The following is a 949-nucleotide window of genomic DNA, read 5'->3' on the forward strand; positions in this document are numbered from 1 at the left end:
CGCCGGCCGCGCCGCCGGCGCCCCCCGCGCGGGGGGGCCCCCCCCCCGCGGCGGGGGGGCCCCCCCCCGCGGCGGCCGGCCGGCCCGGCGCGGCGGGCGCCTGCGCGGGGGCCGCGCCGCGGCGGCGGCGCCTGCGGCGGCCGGGGCCCTGCTCCTCGGCGGCGGGGGCGGCCTGCTCGGCGGCGCCCGTGGCCTCCGTCTCCTCTTCGTCCTCGTCCGCGTCGACGGCCCGCACGTTACCCGCGGCAGCGGCGGCGGCAGCGGTCTCCGGGGTCTGGAACATCGGCTCGGTGAAGACGGGTGCCTGGAAGACGGCGACGCTCGGACGCGCCGTCCTGCGGCTGCCCCGCGTCGGCGCCGGGGTCTGCTCGACCACCGCGCCTGTCTCGGTCTCCGCGACCCGGCGGCGGGAGCGCGAGCGCGCGGGGCGCTCCTCGGCGGCCTCCGCGGCCGGGGCGGCCTCCTCGGGCGCGGCCTGCGGCGCGGTCTCCGGTGCGGTCGCCTTGCGGGTGGCGCGACGGCGGGCACGCGGCGCGGACTCGGGCTCTGCCTCCTGCGACACCGCGACGGCCTCAGCGGCCTCCGCCACGGCGGGCGCCTGCTCGGGCTCGGGCGCCGCGGTCCTCCGGGTGGCACGGCGGCGGGCTCGCGGCGCGGACTCGGGCTCCGCCTCCTGCGACACCGCGACGGCCTCAGTGGCCTCCGCCACGGCGGGTGTCTCCTCGGGCGCGGTCTCGGCGGCGGGTGCCGACGCCTCGGGCGCGGTGGCCTTGCGGGTGGCGCGACGACGGGCACGCGGCGCGGGCTCGGGCTCCGCCTCCTGCGACACGGCGACGGCCTCAGTGGCCTCCGCCACGGCGGGCGCCTGCTCGGGCTCGGGCGCCGCGGTCTTACGGGTGGCACGGCGGCGCGCACGCGGCGCGGGCTCGGGCTCCGCCTCCTGCGACAC

The 949-nt window shown here is 83.6% G+C and carries 1 pseudogene; it reads right to left on the reverse strand.

The window, feature by feature from the left end:
• Positions 1 to 949, reverse strand: a pseudogene (locus LCE31_RS24240) (ribonuclease E/G); the annotation flags it as partial.

Source organism: Streptomyces sp. 8L, assembly GCF_020176795.1.
Taxonomy (GTDB): Bacteria; Actinomycetota; Actinomycetes; order Streptomycetales; family Streptomycetaceae; genus Streptomyces.